The sequence below is a fragment of the Vibrio sp. DW001 genome, assembly GCF_029016285.1.
GTDB lineage: Bacteria > Pseudomonadota > Gammaproteobacteria > Enterobacterales > Vibrionaceae > Vibrio.
In genome coordinates, this window is record NZ_CP091976.1 from 528,970 (window position 1) to 545,706 (window position 16,737).

Annotated in this window: 12 protein-coding genes and 1 pseudogene; 8 read left to right on the forward strand and 5 right to left on the reverse strand. The window is 41.5% G+C overall.

Annotated elements, in window-relative coordinates:
• Positions 1 to 36 precede the first annotated feature (36 nt).
• Entirely contained in the window at positions 37 to 237 is a 201-nt protein-coding gene (locus L3V77_RS19750) for a restriction endonuclease subunit S (protein ID WP_275137956.1), read from the reverse strand.
• Positions 238 to 555: 318 nt separating this feature from the next.
• Here L3V77_RS19750 and L3V77_RS19755 point away from each other — a divergent pair, with 318 nt between their 5' ends.
• From L3V77_RS19755 to L3V77_RS19780, 6 genes are all read left to right on the forward strand, one after another.
• Positions 556 to 1,512 carry a MoxR family ATPase gene (locus tag L3V77_RS19755; RefSeq protein WP_275137957.1) on the forward strand — a complete coding sequence of 319 codons (957 nt, stop codon included), beginning with the start codon at positions 556 to 558 and terminating at the stop codon, positions 1,510 to 1,512.
• A gap of 73 nt (positions 1,513 to 1,585) precedes the next feature.
• Positions 1,586 to 2,515 (forward strand): DUF58 domain-containing protein, encoded by a 930-nt coding sequence (locus L3V77_RS19760; RefSeq protein WP_275138264.1) that lies wholly within the window; start codon positions 1,586 to 1,588, stop codon positions 2,513 to 2,515.
• Positions 2,512 to 2,991, forward strand: coding sequence for a DUF4381 domain-containing protein (locus L3V77_RS19765; RefSeq protein ID WP_275137958.1), 480 nt, complete (start codon positions 2,512 to 2,514; stop codon positions 2,989 to 2,991). The genes L3V77_RS19760 and L3V77_RS19765 overlap by 4 nt, the downstream gene beginning before the upstream one ends.
• A 4-nt stretch (positions 2,992 to 2,995) precedes the next feature.
• Positions 2,996 to 3,961, forward strand: coding sequence for a VWA domain-containing protein (locus L3V77_RS19770; RefSeq protein ID WP_275137959.1), 966 nt, complete (start codon positions 2,996 to 2,998; stop codon positions 3,959 to 3,961).
• Positions 3,954 to 5,771, forward strand: coding sequence for a VWA domain-containing protein (locus L3V77_RS19775; RefSeq protein WP_275137960.1), 1,818 nt, complete (start codon positions 3,954 to 3,956; stop codon positions 5,769 to 5,771). Before L3V77_RS19770 ends, L3V77_RS19775 begins: the two co-directional genes overlap by 8 nt.
• A gap of 1 nt (position 5,772) precedes the next feature.
• On the forward strand, positions 5,773 to 7,425 hold the full coding sequence (locus L3V77_RS19780) for a BatD family protein (RefSeq protein ID WP_275137961.1): 1,653 nt from the start codon (positions 5,773 to 5,775) through the stop codon (positions 7,423 to 7,425).
• 34 nt (positions 7,426 to 7,459) lie between these two features.
• On the opposite strand, the gene L3V77_RS19785 is transcribed toward L3V77_RS19780, so the two are convergent.
• From L3V77_RS19785 to L3V77_RS19800, 4 genes and pseudogenes are all read right to left on the reverse strand, one after another.
• The gene (locus L3V77_RS19785) at positions 7,460 to 8,173 is read right to left on the reverse strand and encodes a transporter substrate-binding domain-containing protein (RefSeq protein WP_275137962.1); all 714 of its coding nucleotides are present in this window, start codon (positions 8,171 to 8,173) and stop codon (positions 7,460 to 7,462) included.
• A 161-nt stretch (positions 8,174 to 8,334) separates the two neighbouring features.
• Positions 8,335 to 8,799 (reverse strand): redox-sensitive transcriptional activator SoxR, encoded by a 465-nt coding sequence (gene soxR / locus L3V77_RS19790; RefSeq protein WP_275137963.1) that lies wholly within the window; start codon positions 8,797 to 8,799, stop codon positions 8,335 to 8,337.
• Between the two features lie 333 nt (positions 8,800 to 9,132).
• Positions 9,133 to 11,775, reverse strand: coding sequence for a mannosylglycerate hydrolase (gene mngB / locus L3V77_RS19795; protein WP_275137964.1), 2,643 nt, complete (start codon positions 11,773 to 11,775; stop codon positions 9,133 to 9,135).
• Positions 11,776 to 12,082: 307 nt separating this feature from the next.
• Positions 12,083 to 12,532 (reverse strand): annotated as a pseudogene (locus tag L3V77_RS19800) (fructose PTS transporter subunit IIA); the annotation flags it as partial.
• Positions 12,533 to 12,810: 278 nt separating this feature from the next.
• On the opposite strand from L3V77_RS19800, the gene L3V77_RS19805 reads away from it, so the two are divergent.
• Positions 12,811 to 13,530: a GntR family transcriptional regulator gene (locus L3V77_RS19805; protein ID WP_275137965.1), complete on the forward strand. Its 720-nt coding sequence runs from the start codon at positions 12,811 to 12,813 to the stop codon at positions 13,528 to 13,530.
• A gap of 194 nt (positions 13,531 to 13,724) precedes the next feature.
• Positions 13,725 to 16,523 (forward strand): M16 family metallopeptidase, encoded by a 2,799-nt coding sequence (locus L3V77_RS19810; RefSeq protein WP_275137966.1) that lies wholly within the window; start codon positions 13,725 to 13,727, stop codon positions 16,521 to 16,523.
• The last annotated feature ends 214 nt before the right edge of the window (positions 16,524 to 16,737 follow it).

A 16,737-nucleotide genomic window follows, 5' to 3' on the forward strand; every position in this document is an offset into this window, starting at 1 on the left:
AATAGTAGTCCTTTTATCGAATTTCAGCCAGCAAACTTAATGAATAGGTTTATCTGAATTTTTATTGAATTGACCGAAATGTTTTTCGAGTACTTCAGGGGTTAATTTCCCTTCTTTCTCTAATCTCTTCAGCTCTTCAACCACCGTCTTCTGTTCTTCTAATGTTGGTAGTTTAGTTTCGTCTTCCGTACCCATTTCTAGAGCCATGTTCTCTAGTTCTTTTTCCAAATCACTCATTTTCAAAACCTTACATTACTATGAATTATGTGAAGTCTACCCATTTCCACAACGTGATTCTAGAAAAACTCGTTTAGCTAGATAACGATATGGGGTAGCCTAATATCAAATCCGTTCGTTACCTGTTGATTTGAACCGGAAGTCGCTTGAAATGCATTGCCTAAATAGCATATTGTTTATAACTGCATGGTTGTATCAATACTCCTAGGCTGAGGGATTACATTCTATATTGAACAAAAATCAAGCAATCAATTCGTCGGTTAGGAACTTATTTTCGTTTCAGACGACAAAGCATTAAAAGCAGGAGATATGTCGTAGATGCATTCAGAAACATTTCAAAGACTTCAGAACTATCTTGATTCACAAATAATCGGACAGTCCGAACTCATTCAGCAACTACTCGTTGCCCTACTGGCAGATGGGCATATATTGGTCGAAGGCCCTCCGGGCATTGCCAAGACCCGAGCCGTACAGAAACTCGCAGAATGCATTGAAGGAGATTTTCATCGTATTCAGTTTACCCCAGATCTATTACCTGCGGACTTAACGGGCACCGATATATTTAGACCCGAGACGGGAGAGTTCACGTTTCAAACAGGGCCTATCTTCAACTCATTGATTCTGGCTGACGAAATCAACCGTGCCCCTGCAAAAGTTCAGGCCGCGATGCTAGAAGCCATGGCTGAAAAACAGGTTACTGCGGGCAGAAGAACCTACCCTCTTCCCGAATTATTTTTGGTTATGGCGACCCAAAACCCTATTGAGCAAGAGGGCACCTACCCATTACCAGAGGCGCAGCTTGACCGATTTTTATTACATTTAGATGTTCAATATCCCACAGCAGAAAGTGAACTGGAAATACTCAGACTGAATCGTGGTGAAGCATTAGGAACGGCAGCGATAGACAAAGCACACGTGACGCAAAAAGATATTTTTCAGGCTCGCAAAGAGGTTCTATCCATTCATATGGCAGAAAGTATCGAGCACTATATCGTTCGACTCGTTCTAGCAACTCGTCATCCTGAAAAATATAGCCCTCAATTGGCCGAGTGGTTGGAGATGGGTGTTAGCCCAAGAGCCACTATCGCCTTGGACCGATGCGCAAGAGCGCGTGCGTGGTTAGATGGACGAGACTATGTCACCCCTGAAGATGTTCAGACAATGGCCTTCCCAGTGATGAGACATAGATTACTTTTAAGTTATTCAGCACAAGCTGAAGGTGTCCATCCAAACCAAGTTGTACAACAACTAATATCAATGGTCGGTAGCGCTTGATGAAGGGTATGCACACCGCAAACACTCGGTATTTAATAGAAGCAGAGAATATACTGTGTTTGTAAAACAAAGTATGAGCGAATCATTGCTGCCAGAACACACCAACGGAGTAACCTTGTCGCTTGCCGAGTTGTTACAATACAAAGCGCAAACTGTACGCTGGTTATCTCCAGCCAAGAGCTTATGGTCACAACTCAACGGCCAGCATAACAGTGTGCAAAAAGGTCGTGGGATGAATTTCTCGGAGGTTCGGCAATATCAGCCCGGTGACGACATCCGTTCTATCGATTGGCGCGTCACCGCAAGGACAGGAAAACCACATACCAAGCTATTCCATGAAGAAAGAGAGCAACCTGTCATGCTCTATTTGGATTTTGGAAAGTCGATGCGCTTTGGTTCTAGGTTGATGCTTAAATCTATCCAAATGGCACATATGGCGAGCCTAGTGAGTTGGTTGGCAATAGAACAGAAGGACAGAATTGGTGCCATTCTAGATTCCGGAAGTGAGCTATTTGATATTAAGCCCACGTCGAGAAATAAAGGGCCTCTGCAACTATTTAATCAACTGATTAAAATGCACAACCAAATACTAGACACCGTTGTTGAAAATGAGCCCCCGCTTTCCAAGGGATTGGCGGCACTGCATCGGCTATGCCCAAAAGGGAGTGAAATAATCATATGCAGTGACTTTACTCGGTTCGATCACAAGGCTGACAAAATACTACTGACACAACTGCGTCAGCACAATAGAGTTCAGTTTATTCAGTTTTATGACCCTTTAGAACTCGGACAAACCACATTCAGAGGTACAGAGAAAGTAACGAATGGCCACCAGACTCAATGGCTAAGTTTTTCGACGAAACAAAACAGGGAGAAACTGGAAAGCGCATTTCAATCTGAACAACGTAAAATCGCTTCTTTGTGTCGCTCGCTTGCGATACCTTATTACTCCATATCCAGTGCTGAACCCTTAATTTCTCAAATTGCCGGAACCAATCAATGACCGAAGCAACTGCTGTAACCCATCCACTTTCTTTAGAAGCGATACACCTCCCTTCCGTACCGGGGTTTTGGCCTTTTCCGTGGGGATGGTGGAGTTTATTAGCCAGTTTTATCCTTACCATATTATTTGTCATCGTCATTTGGAAATGGCGAAAACGTAGACTAAGAGCAAAAAAGGCCGCTATTGCTTTGCTCTCGTTAGAGAAAAATCTGATCACACCATCAGGTGCAATGGAAATCTTAAGGCAAGCCGTTCTTAGCTATTACCCAAGAGGACGCGTCGCTCACCTATCCGGCGAAAACTGGTTAGTTTTTTTAGATTCACAGGTTAAGACACCTATTTTTGAAACCCATGAGAAAGAGTGGACAACTGCCTTGTATCAGAAGGAATCGCGGGTAAATCGTGACGTTCTCATTGCCCAATGCGAAACCTGGCTGAATGCTGCGTTACCACCAAAAAAGGGAGGCCGTGGGTAACCTCATGCATTTTGAGTTTATGTGGTGGGGGATGCTATTTTTGCTTCCTCTTCCTATATTGATCTATTTCTTTGCATCTCCCGTAAAAGAAAATGCGGCAATAACTTTGCCTTACCTTCCTAATGAAGGGAGTATCACTGCGCCTTCAAATTTATTTGCCAAAATTATAGCAGGATTAATTTGGCTTCTACTCGTTTTGTCATGTGCTAGGCCTGTCTGGTACGGGGAACCGATAGAAAGTCAGCCAAAACATCGTGACATGATGCTTGTTGTCGATCTATCAGGCTCCATGGATACGAAAGACATGGCGTTTGAAGACCAATACATTGACCGTTTAACCGCCGTTAAAAATGTACTCACTGATTTCATTAAAAAAAGAAAAGGCGACCGTTTAGGTCTTGTTCTTTTTGCGGACCATGCCTATCTACAAACACCCTTAACACTCGATCGGCACACCATCGCTTCTCAGTTGAACCAAGCGGTATTAGGGTTAGTCGGCAATAAAACCGCCATTGGCGAAGGTATCGGCTTAGCCACCAAGACATTTGTGGATAGTGACGCGCCTCAACGAGTCATTATCCTTTTAAGTGATGGCGAGAACACCGCGGGTGTTCTCGACCCTTTAAAAGCGGCCGAGATTGCTAAAAAATATCAAACGACCATATACACCATTGGAGTAGGTGCCGGAGAAATGGTTGTACAGGAATTTTTTATGAGTCGAAAAGTTAACACAGCAAAAGACCTTGACGAATCGTCGCTTACCAAGATTGCAGAGATGACAGGTGGTGAATATTTTCGTGCTCGTAATCAGGATGATTTGCAGAAAATCTACGACACTATCAATGAACTCGAACCCATTTCAGGGGTAACGCAAACATGGCGCCCACAAACTGAGTGGTTTAATTATCCATTGGGTATTGCCTTATTACTCTCCGTTGTATTAGTCGTGGGGAGAAAAATACGTGTCTGACTTTATTTTCCTTACCCCTATTTGGTTGCTAGCGCTCATCCCCTTATTTGGTGTTTTGATTTGGTTAACTAAAAGTCAATCTACATCAGAATTGATTGCGTCACATATAGCGGAAAAAATGGGTTTGTCCCCAACGAAGAGTCGAAATAAGGGTATTCTCTTACTTGGACTCATTTGGTTAATTACCATTATCGCTCTTGCGGGCCCAAGCATAGAGAAGGTTGCTAAACCTACTTTTTCTATTAGTTCCGCACGAATGCTCATTCTAGATATGTCTCGTTCACTTTATGCTCAAGACATCAAACCGAGTCGTCTGGCACAGGTGAAATATAAGGCACGGGATCTCCTTTCTTATTGGGATGAAGGCAGCGTTGGTCTTATCGCCTATGCGGGTGATGCCTATACCATTAGTCCTCTCACATCCGACGCATCGACGCTGCACAACCTTATCTCCCATTTGTCACCAGAATTAATGCCTTATCCGGGCGCGGATGCGGCAAAAGCAGTCGAACTCGCCATCAATAACCTAAAACAAGCTGGTTACCATACAGGTGATCTTGTTTTGATTACCGATGACCTTGATGAGCAAGAGACGGCCACTATTCAAGATCAGCTTAATGGTTTGTCGTGGTCACTATCCATACTTGCTGTCGGTACAGAAGAAGGCGCACCTATACCGATGAAAGACGGATCGCTTTTGACAAACAGCGCTGGCTCAACCGTCATTGCCAAGACGCGTATGCGCAATATGCAGAATATCACGAGAGCATTTTCTGGTGCCTTTGCCCCGGTACAAACCACTAATTCAGATATCGAGCTGATCGCTAAAGCGACAACAAAAATCGAACTTTCTGACACTAAAAAAGCAGGTCAAGAAATCGAGGAGCGCATCAACAATGGTTATTGGCTGCTCTTACTATTGATTCTTCCTGCTCTTATGATTTTCAGAAGAGGGGTTCTCTTTGTGTTTGTTATCAGCACGCTATCGATAACAACACCACAACAAGTAGAAGCCTCTCCGTGGATAAATAACGATCAACAAGCCTACAAAGATTTTGAATCTAAAGACTTTAAAGCTGCACTAGATAAATTCGAAGATACGCGATGGAAAGCCGCAGCAGCCTACGAGGCCGGTGATTATCAAACGGCAATAGATCAACTCAAAGAGAGGCAAGAAATCGACTCTCAGTATAACTTGGGTAACGCTTACGCTCAGGCAGGACAATTTGAAAAGGCAATAGAGTCGTATCAAAAAGTGTTGGCCGAAAGCCCAGACTTCTCTGATGCGAAAAGCAATCTAGACAAAGTAAAACAAGCCCAACAGCAACAGCAACAGCAACAGCAACAAGATAAGAATTCGCAATCAGATAATAAACCTACTGATTCGTCGAAACAAAACTCCGACAACAGTACACAGCAATCGGACAAAAACAATTCTGGCCCTCAGGAATCTCAGGAATCTCAGGAATCTCAGGAATCTCAGGAATCTCAGGAATCTCAGGAATCTCAGGAATCTCAGGAATCTCAGGAATCTCAGGAATCTCAGGATAACCAAGAGAACTCTAATAACAAGCCATCTTCTAAATCTAAAGGCGAATCGACATCAGCATCAGAAGGCAATCAATTTCAGGAAGAACAACCTGAAACACAGGCTTTAACGGAACCGGATAATAGCCAAGCTGTCGACCCTGAATTACGTAAATTAGAGCAAGTAGAAAACGCCCGAGATCCGAGCCTATTGATTCGCGCACAGATGATTTTGCAGGCACGTGGCAAAGAAACGCCAAAAAATAACAGTAAGAGTTGGTAACATGAAATCGAAACCTAACATCCACACCCTCATTATAACAACCACTAGCCTATTGCTGCTGTTCTTAAGCTCGTTATCACACGCAGCAGTCATCGCTTCCGTCTCCAGTAATTCGATGGCAAAAGGTGACATATTTACCCTCAAGATAGTTTCTGACAATCGAGTAGACTCTGGAGACGTAGATTTCACTGTTTTAGATAAAGAATTCTATATGGGTCGACCAAGCTTTTCTTCTTCGATGAACAGCTTTAATGGCACCCGCTCAACACGCAGTGAATGGACACTATCCCTTGCCCCACTTAAAGCCGGTCGCCTAATCATACCTTCTTTTCAAGTGAAAGGAGAAAAGACCGATCCTATTTCGATCACTTCTCATATTGACCCCGCGGTGCCAAAATCTGATGATTTCGTTGTGTATCAATCACAGCTCAGTAAAAACGAGATCTACCCCGGAGAAATCGCTCAGTTAAATACTAGACTGATCATCAAAACCGATGCAAGACGGGTACAAGATCCATTATTGGTTCCACCGACGGCTTTAGAAGGGCTCGATATTGAACCAACAGGCACCGCGAATCGATATCTAAGTATCATTGATGGTATTGAAGCGACCATTATTGACCAAAGCTACCAAGTAACAGCGAACAAAGCTGGCCAGCACTCTATCACCAGCCCAAAATTTACAGCTACTATCCTAGACAGAAATTCTCAGACCGGCACAACAAGATTAATCCCCGTAGACACAGACTCTAAACAAATTGTTCTTCATGTTCTGGATAAACCAACTGACTTTGTCGGCACATGGTTACCAAGTCCAAATCTCACCCTATCTCAAAAATGGCTCGACGATAACGGTAATGAGTTAACTAACGTGGAAGAAATAAACACGACGGCAGGTTCCGCCATTACTCGAGAAATTGTCATCACTGTGGAGGGAATCGCCCAGTCACAGTTACCGAACATAAAAGTTAACTATCCTAGCGATATCCGTTATTACGATGAGCAGCCCAAAATAGTACAAGATGATAATCAGGTTTCAATGACGATTAAGCATGTACTCATTCCAAAAACGAAAGGTCACGTTAACCTGCCGTCACTCACTTTGAATTGGTGGAACACAGTAAAAAAACAGGCACAAACAGAAAAACTGGCTGGCTTGGTTCTCGCTGTCAAACCAAACGAAAACCCAAGCATTACACTCGATTATAATGACAATCAACTCGCTCAGCCGGTTCAAGTTACAACGGAAACCGTCGTTATCAAAGAGCCCGGTATTTGGCCATATCTCACCGTATTGGTTTCTGTACTTTGGTTGATTACCCTAGTACTCCTTTTAAAAAAGAGTAAACACAATGCACCCAAAAAACCAGTCGAAGATAAAGATACCGACACTTTTACTAACCTAATTGCTTCAATCAAAGAGAGAGATGGACTGAGGGCGCAAGCAAATATGACGTTATGGTATAAAGAAAACTCGGGCATAGACCAGACAGTTAAAGCTCAAATAGATGACGAGTTAAGTGCGATGATTGCGTCTATTTATGCCGAAGAAACCTTATCTTGGAAGGAAGATTCTTTGATTACATTGCTTAAGAGTGCAAAGAAAAACCTCTCCAGAAAAAAAACCGAGCAGCCGAGTTTAGCGCCTCTTTAACCCGTTATCGTGACGATACGTTGAGAACATAGATTCAACTCGATTCAATCAGTTCTTCAACGTATTGATTCCATAATTTCAGCAGTTCACCTGACTCCGTCATTTCTTTCATCACCTGCTCAATTTGGATAATCGTTTCTGAATGCCGTTCATTGATATAATGAAAACCACCCTGGACCTTTATCAACTCAGGTATAGGTTCAATGTTGGTGTTAGGGTGCCTTTTAAATTCATAGCGAGCATTGATTTCACTCACAACGGCAACGTCCACTTTTCCTCTATCAAGCTGCTTCATCAGTATATTCACGTTGTTAAAGAAGTAGATATAAGGGTTTCCCGCGGCGAATTCATTGGTATGTCTGACCCCTTTAACTACCGCTAGCTTGCATTCTTCTAACCGATTAACGTCAACAACTTGATGATCCTTGTGTACATACAACCTTGTTTTTACATAACCTAACGGATACGGGATTCGGTATAGGCCAATCTTATCTGTCCCATAAGAAAGAATACGCATAATTTCACCATCTTTTTCACCCATCCCCGCTTCAAACGAGGCACGTTTTCCAGGCAATTGAGTGATTGTCATCTCTATACCTGCCCTTTCATACACTAGGGTAAGTAGTCTCTCAGCAACGCTTTGAATGGGGCTATAAGCAATTCGTGCGTATTCAAGCTTATCGTCGCTATACGCCGATCTCGGTAAAATAAGAAACGTCAACAATACCAAATACAAAGGCTTCATCATTACACCATGTAAAATTTCGTGTGCCTTACAACTAAGTATAAGCATCATCCGTTATTTACGGCATTATTAATTTGCACTTAAAGACTTGTCTTTCGCTCATGCTTAGGGTCAATTGATCTTTCGAGGTAACCTCGCAGAGAAAGATCACCTGACTCCAATAATCAGACCACTTTTTCTGGTGCTCCGTCAATCAAATAACGAGGCCCATCACCTTGTAAAGCCGCTTCATCATTAGGGTTGAACAACCTGCAGCTTTTTAGTGAGAGACAACCACAACCGATACAAGAATCGAGATTATCTTTTAACCTTTTCATCTCCGCAATCCTTTGATCGAGCGTATTCGCCCAATTTTTAGACATTTTTTCCCAATCTTTTTTAGTTGGTTGTCTGCCGTCCGGCAAGGCGTTAAGCGCGTGTTTTATTTCTTCTAACGAAATACCCACTTTCTGTGCAGCACGGATAACTGAGATAGTCCTTAATGTGGCGGCATGGTAACGTCTTTGGTTTCCATGAGTACGGATAGAACGGATCAGATCTTTGGATTCATAAAAACGTAACGTTGACGTCGCTACTCCACATCGCTGAGCCGCTTCGCCTATCGTAAAAAAACGCGGATTAACTTTCATTTCAATGTCCATACGTAGAAGTAATTAAAGTTAAGTTTAACTATAGGTTTATAGTGCCACATTTCAATTAACAAAACGAAAAAAGCCCATCTTTTACGATGAGCTTTGGCACAAATGGTTGACGACCCATAATATTGGATTACCCAAGTACTGACGAATCCAAGTACTGACGTGCCAAAAAGTCACCAATAAAACGATATTCAAATACGATAAACCGTTATTCTACGGGGGTGAGACTAACAAACGCAGGTGATATAAAGTCGTGTTAGTGACATTGGTAATGGGTTGCCAGTTCCGATACATTAATTTGACCTAGTAACTGGCAAGTACAGCTTAAAACTTCACTTTGAATGTCTTCGCCTGGCACTGAGCAAGCGCCCCAACGGAACCGTCTGTTACCTCTTCCGCATCAACTTTCACTGTTTCGTCAAGCATGACCTCAGTCCACTCTTTGACATTGTTAGTAAAGCTAATGTCGTCCGACAGCTGTTCTGTTTCAGATGGGTTATACATGCGTAAGACTAATGCATCGTCATCTTCCGCCTTCTTCAAGACACTGATAACAGCACCACCTTCCTCCTTGTTAAGCAGGCTATACGTTAACGGAAGAATCTGATCCCCAACGTTTAACTTCATAGCATTGTATGGAATCTTGTTATAACAGACTATCGGTGTCACATACTCGCGCGCTTTCGCCATGACGTTTGCACAAATATGATCACCGTCAAAACCGAAGAGTGCAAATTCACATACCAACTTACCCCGTACTTGAGAATCTGGAGCGGGTATCTTGATACCAGATGGCCGCCCCGGGCGCAGAAGTAAATTTTCCTTACCTAATACGCCAACAGAACGGAACAGAGTAAGAGCGAATGTATCACGAACCCCTGATTCACCAACAATCACTTCAAACTCACGCAACCCGTTAGTAAATATTGCCATACCAGCGTTGTCATTTTGCACCGCAGCGAAGTTCATCAATTGATAAATAGGCACAGGCGCTTCTTTCCATTTCTCTTCTTCCCAGACTTGCATTGCAGGGTCATCAACGGGACGAGTGATACAACCAAATTGATTATCTGCCACAACCACTTCTGGAGTGAAGGGGGTCGGTACGAGGACACGAATACGGTGGTCATCGGCTTGGTTATCAAGTTCTATACGGATTTCTATACGACGTGAATTGTCTTTGAGAACCACTTGGCACTTGACATCAACATAACCATTTTTACCAGTGCGAGCTTCACGTTCCGTCAGATTTTCTGGCACGTTCATACGAAACGCGATATCTGCAACAGATTGGAAACCCTCACGTTTGATGCGTGTTTCTACATCAAACTCATTCGAATACAGAAGCCATTCTTTACGCGATGGCGAATAATCGTATTCATCACCGTCATCAGAACCATCCTCTAAACGAAGGACTTGTTCGAATGTTTCGTTCGTCTCTTTATCAAAGACAGACAAAGTGCCATCACTATTTACGGTAATTTTATAGAAACTGTTTTCAAGCTTATCTACTTTCTGTTCTGCAACTTTTACAGTACCGCTCTCATTGGCTTGAATATGCAGTGTTGTGTAACCCATCGCGGGTACTTTAATGTTCAGTTGGATATCAAATTCCATAAACGGGTCATAGTTACCATAATGAACGATTTGACGATCAACTTTGCCCGGGTCTATTTGACGTTTATCTTGAACAAAATACTCAACTTGGTTGCCATTCTCATCAAAGATAGAGAATTCTTGAGCACGTATAGTGACCATCGTATTGACGACGTCATCACGTTCATAAGGCATCAAGTTAAAAAACGCGAGCTTATCGCAATCACCCTGCGCTGGCATATGGTCGACAATCTTACGCTTGTAAAAATGAATAAGGTTCGTTGCCATATCATCAGCAAGAATGTAACGGTTAAGAATCTCCGCGTGAACCTTATCTGAACAACAACAGCCGATTGAGTCGTGGGCATGATTTTTCATACTCTCTTTCCACATTTTTTCAATAAGACCATGATGATATTCGAACCCTAAAGTCCAAGCGATAGAAGCCAAAGGCTCAAGAATATTAACTATTTTGTTCTCAATTTCAGCATGGATAAGTTTAATATCCATACGAGTTGACGAAATAGAACGGTGAACACGCATGTATTTACCATCGTTAAATTCGCCTTTAATTGTATCTAATTGATCACGCATTGCTTCGATCTTCTCAAATACTTCTTCATAGCGGCTCATATGGAATTCGCGATCTGGATAGATTTCACGGAGCTTATCTATCACATCGAAGATGTCCTTTTGGATCGGCATCTGATCGTGACCGTTTGGAAGTAAGATATCTTTAGTAACCGAAGCCGCTTCTAAGACTGGGAAGTACTTATCTAAACGAGCTCGCAAACCTGCTTCATCTGTTGGCAAATATTTACCAATAGCGTATCCAAGAGGTAGAACCTGCGCGGTCACTTCACTGCCATCGTTACTTTGCCACAAAAATTCCGTTTTATTGGTACCATGACGTTCACTACAACCACGCCAAAACATTGTGCGATTGATACCAAAACCGTTGTATATCATCGGCAGCTGTGAACTCATAGAGAACGAATCTGGCAGATAACCAATCTTCATCACATCACCAAGCTGCAGACAGTCACGAATACCATACATCATGTTACGAACAATAGACTCACCCGATACTTGCATTGTATCCGTCTGAGAATACCAAGGGCCGACAATCAATTTACCTGCTTGGACTAGGGTTTTAACACGCTCAGTATTCTGTGGTTTTATTGCAAAATAATCTTCTAGTACTGCAGTTTGGCCATCAAGTACGTAGTATTTGTATTCTGGATCACTTTCTAAACGAAGCATGATCTCTTCCATGTTATTCACGAGAAGAATGCGCGATTCTTCCGTTGTGAAATACCATTCACGATCCCAGTGCATGTGAGGAGTAATATGAACGCGTGATGTAGTCATTGTTTTTACCTGATGTGGTCGCTATTAGAGTACTCAAAGACGTAGGCTTCGAAACTTACTCGTCAGCAAAAATTAGAATGTTAAAAGGTCATATGGGCGCAATGTGTGCTGAGATTTGGAGAATAGATAGCGTGTATCTTGACCGCTAGCCTTCAGCATCATCTCTGGAAACTCAGGATTTAAACCAACTCGCCACTCTTCCGAAGAAAGAAGGTGATGTTGTCTTCGCACTTATCTCTGATGGTGGCGTTGGTGTTGGCTCGACGTTTGCTACCGGTGCTTCTGCGTCTTCATTTTGGGCATCAAAGATAGCCAAAATTTCTTCCGCTGTAGAGGCGTTCAACACGGCTTCACGGACATCATCATCAACCAATGTCGATGTTAATGCGGTAAGCAAATGCATGTGGGTTGAACCTGCTTCTGCATTTGGAATAGCGATAAGAAAGATAAGGTTTACATCTTCGTCTTCATCGTCTTCGTCGATACCAGGCCACTTTAACTCTTCGGTGAGGGTTGCAACTGCAAACGCGGCTTCTTTTACTGCATTTGTTTTACCATGCGGAACGGCCAAACCTTCACCCAAAGCGGTTGCACCATGTGCTTCACGTTCAAATACAGCTTCAAGATATTCTTCAAGGTTATGTAACTTACCTTGTTGGTTAAGTTGTTCCGCAAGCGCTTTAATCGCTTCATCTTTACTAGTGAATGTCGTTTTTATATTGATTAGCGACGCATCGGTAATAGTGGTTAATTTCATGGCCCAGTCTCATCATCGTCAAAGAAATAAGTATCGATAACACTGTCAAACATCAAAACTAGCGTAGTTTTAGCAAACAATCGTTATCGGTTCTGAAAGAATAATACACCAACAATACAAATTATCCGTGATCAATACCACATTTTGATACAAATTTGTATCCTTGTTGTATTGAATATAGAAAACATGACTAGATTTGAGTTGTGTTATCGTAATTAATTTGTATCATGTAAACAATAAGAATATAGAATTACACTGCCAAAATTAAAGAGGTAGGCATGGCCAGACTTCCAATGTACCGTCAAATTTCTGATGCAATCCGCGAAAAAATCGGCAACGGTGAATATAAGGTTGGTGAAGCCCTGCCTACCGAAGCCAATTTACGTGAAGAGTTTTCAGTCAGCCGAGTCACGGTTAGGCAAGCATTAAAATTACTCATCGAAAATGGTGAGTTAGAGAGCGTTCAAGGCAGCGGGACATACGTAAAAGCTAGCAAGGTAAATTATGATATTTATCAACAAACTAGCTTCAAAGAAAAATGGGCGCATCTGAATGTCGCGACCCACAGCGACGTGATTGCATTTGAAATTACATTGCCCAACCTGAGTATGGCAGAGCATCTAAATATCACAGAGAACGAGCGCATATTTTATATCAAACGTGTACGATATTTGGACGATAATCCTATTACTGTCGAAGAGACATGGATGCCACTAAGTCTATTTCCAGATTTGACTTATGAAGTAATGCGAAACTCAAAATATGACTATATTGAAAATCAAAAAGGTATGATAATCGATCGGAGCGAACAGGAAATTGTTCCAGTGCTTCCGCCCGAAAAAGTTTCGGCCTTACTTGGAATAGACCCTTCTCAACCGATAATTGAAAAACGTACCCGTGGCTATTTATTGGACGGAACGGTATTCGAATACAGCCGCAACTATTTTAAGTCAACCGACTATAAATTTACCCTAATAGCAAAACGCCATAAAGGGTAACCAAAAACAGAGCGTTTACTTCACACAATAAACCAGTTAAAGCTGGTTTATTGTTTTTAATATTTTAGCGCTTAGTTAAAACCCAAACTATTAAAGCGCAATTATTACTTCTGTATTAAACACGTTAAGTTGACGACAACAGCAACGATCTGATATCTATGTTATCTCTCACTAATTCAGATGGTTAACCGTGTATGAAGCCTATAAAAATAGTATTATCAAATACATTACTTGTTCTCTTTTCATTACTCATTTCTGGGTGTTCTTATTCAACAATCCAAACATCAAAAGCCATCATCTCAGATCCTAACTGGCACACTGGAACATTAGATAACGGACTAAAATACTATTCTTATTACTTGGAAGGTGAACCCGTTGAGATACGTCTACTTGTCAAGGTTGGCAGCTATAACGAAAACTTGAACGAACTCGGTTATGCTCATTTTTTAGAGCATATGGCTTTTAATGGCAGCAAACATTTTAAAGACAACCAACTTATTAATAAATTTGAACAAGAAGGCATAACCTTTGGTGCCGATCTCAACGCTTATACTGACTATGAGGTCACCAGTTACCAAATGTCATTGCCAGACAACCGCAAATTCGATGATGCCTTAACTTGGTTTCGTGATATTGGCGATGGATTAACGTTATCACCAGACCAAATTGAACAAGAAAAAAATGTTGTATTAGGTGAGTTTAGAGTCACCAATACCAATGAGGTCCCACTATATAATCAAATATATGACGAGCTTATAGAAGAAGCCGAACTCTCTGGCTATAACCCATTGGGAAGTGAAGACCACATAAAAACAATAAATAGAGAAAAGCTGACCAATTTCTATAACAAGTGGTACCTTCCAAACAATACAGAGATCATTATCGTTGGCGACATCTCACCACAAAAAGTAAAACAAAAGGTTAACGACTTATTCTCTGACTGGTCATCAAACACAATACCGACCAAATCCAAAATACAATTGCAACACATTAGGGATACTGTACCAACAGCATTTGCAGTCCCTTCTTCAGAACCTGCATCAATAACGCTACTACAACCTCTAGGAACTTCACAAGAACAAACACGACTCGACCAACAACGCATTCTTAATTACATTCTTGCCTATCAAGCAATACAGTATCGCTTGGAGAGCAAAGCGTATGAAGAATCACTTAATACTGATTATGTTTTCGTCGGCGATTTCGATCTTTTTCAAGTTAAGTACGGAGAAATAACAGTCGGTTTTTCTGAAAAAGACAGAGAGCAATCGCAAGCATTTCTCGCAACAGAACTGGCCAATTTGCGTGACCAAGGTATGAGCCAATCGGAATTCTCTATTGTATTGCAGACGTTTAACAACGCATTTGATGAGATTGAGAGCGACTATAATAATAGAACGTCTCTAGAGGTCATTAACGAAAAAGAAGCCTCTATTTTAACCGGGAACCCTTATCAATATATTCAAGATACCAAACAGAGCTTTCAACAATTCTTAACTGAGGCCAACTTAGCCAAAACAAATGAGACCATTAAAACGGCACTCGGTACGGATCATCAAAAAATCATATTTGGCACTCCAACGTTAATCGAGTCGTTAGACTTTGCACATTTTCCAACACATAAACATTTCGACACATTCAATACTATTTTCTCTCAAACGAACAACAAAAAACCAACCGAAATCACCAATAAACCACTTTCAATATCTCTTCCTGCTGGAAAAATATTGTCGTTCGAGACGATAAAAAAGGATCTTCACAAATGGAATTTAGAAAATGGTATCGAAGTCTGGCTAACGCAATCGGAACAAGCGGAAAATAACGTCTATATAAACTATATCAGCGAAGGCGGATTGCTCAGTGTCGATAAGCGATTCAATCCTGCTTACTACCTGTTGTTAGAGACCTTACAACAAAGCGGTCTTGCAGGACTAAACGTTACCGAGCTGCAAACAAATCTAATTAGTCATGCAACCGACATCTATCCATTCTTTACTATTAATAGTCACGGATTTCAAATAGATACAACAAATCAGAACCTAAACAATGCTTTTGCTCTGTTACATTTAAGTGCGACTGAAGCTCAGATTGACCGATCCCAATTTGATTTAATACAAAACCGAACCGTAGATGAAAAGAGAAACCTACAACAATCGCCTTTAGATGCCTATTATTTTGATTTACAAAGAGAGCAATACGGCATAGGCAGTGCAAATACGGGCTCAACACCGAACGATATCGCCGCGGTAACTCCGGATTCTTTAGAAGACCTTTATCACTTGTTATTTCGCACTGAACATCCATTCCGACTCGTTCTAGCAGCAGACATAACCCCAGAAGAGCTCACACCATACCTTGAACAATATGTGGCTAATATAGATTATGCCGCGAAGCGACACAGCGGTCAGGAAATAATGCTTTCTTCACATAAAACTGAGTTCGATAGAGCAACATCGAATGAGAATTCCGTCCTTTACGGCGTCTATTTTTCAGCACAGTCATCGATAGCGGATACTAAAGAGAGTGTTATTAACGAGCTAATTTACAAAATCGTTGATTCAAGATATTACAAACTAATTCGAGAAGATACAGGGTTAGATTACTCTCCCACCGTTAACCTAAGCAAAATAGATGGTGTTAACACCAGTGAATTATGGTTCGAAATGACATTAGAACCAAAAGATGTCCATTCAGCTAAAGAAGCGATGGATGAATTATTATCCGATCTTCGTGTCAATGGGGTATCGGAAGAAGAGTTGAGAACGGCGAAAAAACAAGTCACCACCGATATAGAAAAAAACAATGGCGTGACAGACAACTTAGATAAACTAACGCGTTACCTAACCTTTGGTTATTCCTTGGATGCTTATACCAACCCTAAAATCATAATGGACAGAATCTCAGTTTCCGACCTAAACAAAAGAATAGAGACACTAATAGGAGCAAAATCACACCGCATAAACGGATACTTACGTCCACAAAATCCTAAGTAAAACCAAATTTTAGTCAAAAAAAACCCACTCATCGAGTGGGGAAAAGTTTCCATCGCATATTATTATAATAGGTTGCCAGTAATTACATTATTCGCCGATAAATACGGCGTTATACCAAGCAGAGTAACGTTATGCTCAATATAAATATCATTCCTAATGTTGTGCGATTCGTTTTGTAGATTGGTATTGCAATGTGTCTGTTGCCACCAATCCA